Below are 1,093 nucleotides of genomic sequence, written 5' to 3' on the forward strand. Positions count from 1 at the left end.
ACTGCCGTCGGAGCCCAGCACCACGGCCTCGTTGACGTCCTGGCCGAACGCCTTGCCGTTGCCGACCTCGTTCACCACCAGCAGGTCGCAGCCCTAGCCTCCTCGGCCAGCCGGGCCTGGCCGTAGTCCCAGACGGTGACCAGGCTGCGGTCGCCGCCGGTGGTGGCCCGGACCTCGACGTTGACGTCCGACAGGAAGGACGTGAGGTACGGCTGGCGGCCGGCCCACCGCTGCGCGAACCACTCGCCGGTGTCGGGGCGGAGCAGCAGCTCCGCCATCGCGCGCCCGGCCACCACCAGCACGTCGCCCGGCACGGTCGGGAAGCGCGACCAGGCGAGCGCCGCGGGCGAGGCGGGGAGCCGGTGGACGCGCAGCGAGCGCTCGGGTTCGAAGACCGCCGTCCAGCGGGGCCCCGAGCCCTCGTCGCGCAGCCGCAGCACCACGCCGTCACCGACCCCGAAGGCGATGTGCCGGCGGACGCCGTCCCGCTCCCGGTCGTCGAGTTCGGACAGCACCGCGAACAGCGAGGTGGCGGCGGCCCGGCCGCGCTGCGCGTCCCGGCCGCCGAGCACCGCGGCGGCGCCGTCGGCGACGAGCTGCACCGAGCGGGCCACCCCGCCGAGCGCGACGCCGAGCATGCCGGAGACCTCCGGGTCGTACCCGGCGCCGAACAGCTTCCCCTGCAACCTCGGTGCGTAGTCGGCGAGTTGCTGGGGAAGCGCACGGCAGGCCGCGGTGGCGGCGGTCTGGCTCAGCGGCTCCCCCGGGGCGCCGGAGGCGACGGAGCCGAGCAGGACGGGCGTGCCGAACCCGTCGATCCTGCTGAGCAGGACGGCGTCCCGGCGGTGCTCCTTGCCACGGCGGTTGCTCTCCCCGCGGACCGAGGCGGCGCGCACCACCAGCGGGCCCAGGTCGGCGCCGTCGACCACGCTGTCGGCGACGGCGTCGCGCCCGAGCGGCAGTTCGCGCGGGACGGCGGGTGACGGTGCCTCGACGGGCGCCGGCCGGACGGCGGCCAGTTCGTCGAGCTTGGCGCCGAGCGCGGCGGCGGTGTCCTCGGCCCGGGCCCGCTCGCCGCTCTCGGCGGCGGATG

At 76.9% G+C, this 1,093-nt stretch carries 1 protein-coding gene; it reads right to left on the bottom strand.

What is annotated here, in order from left to right:
* Positions 1-71 precede the first annotated feature (71 nt).
* Positions 72-1,093: hypothetical protein (locus ABZ885_RS41845; RefSeq protein ID WP_360200542.1), on the bottom strand; the 1,022-nt coding region annotated here is incomplete at its 5' end.

The organism is Kitasatospora sp. NPDC047058, assembly GCF_040643935.1.
Classification (GTDB): Bacteria; Actinomycetota; Actinomycetes; order Streptomycetales; family Streptomycetaceae; genus Kitasatospora.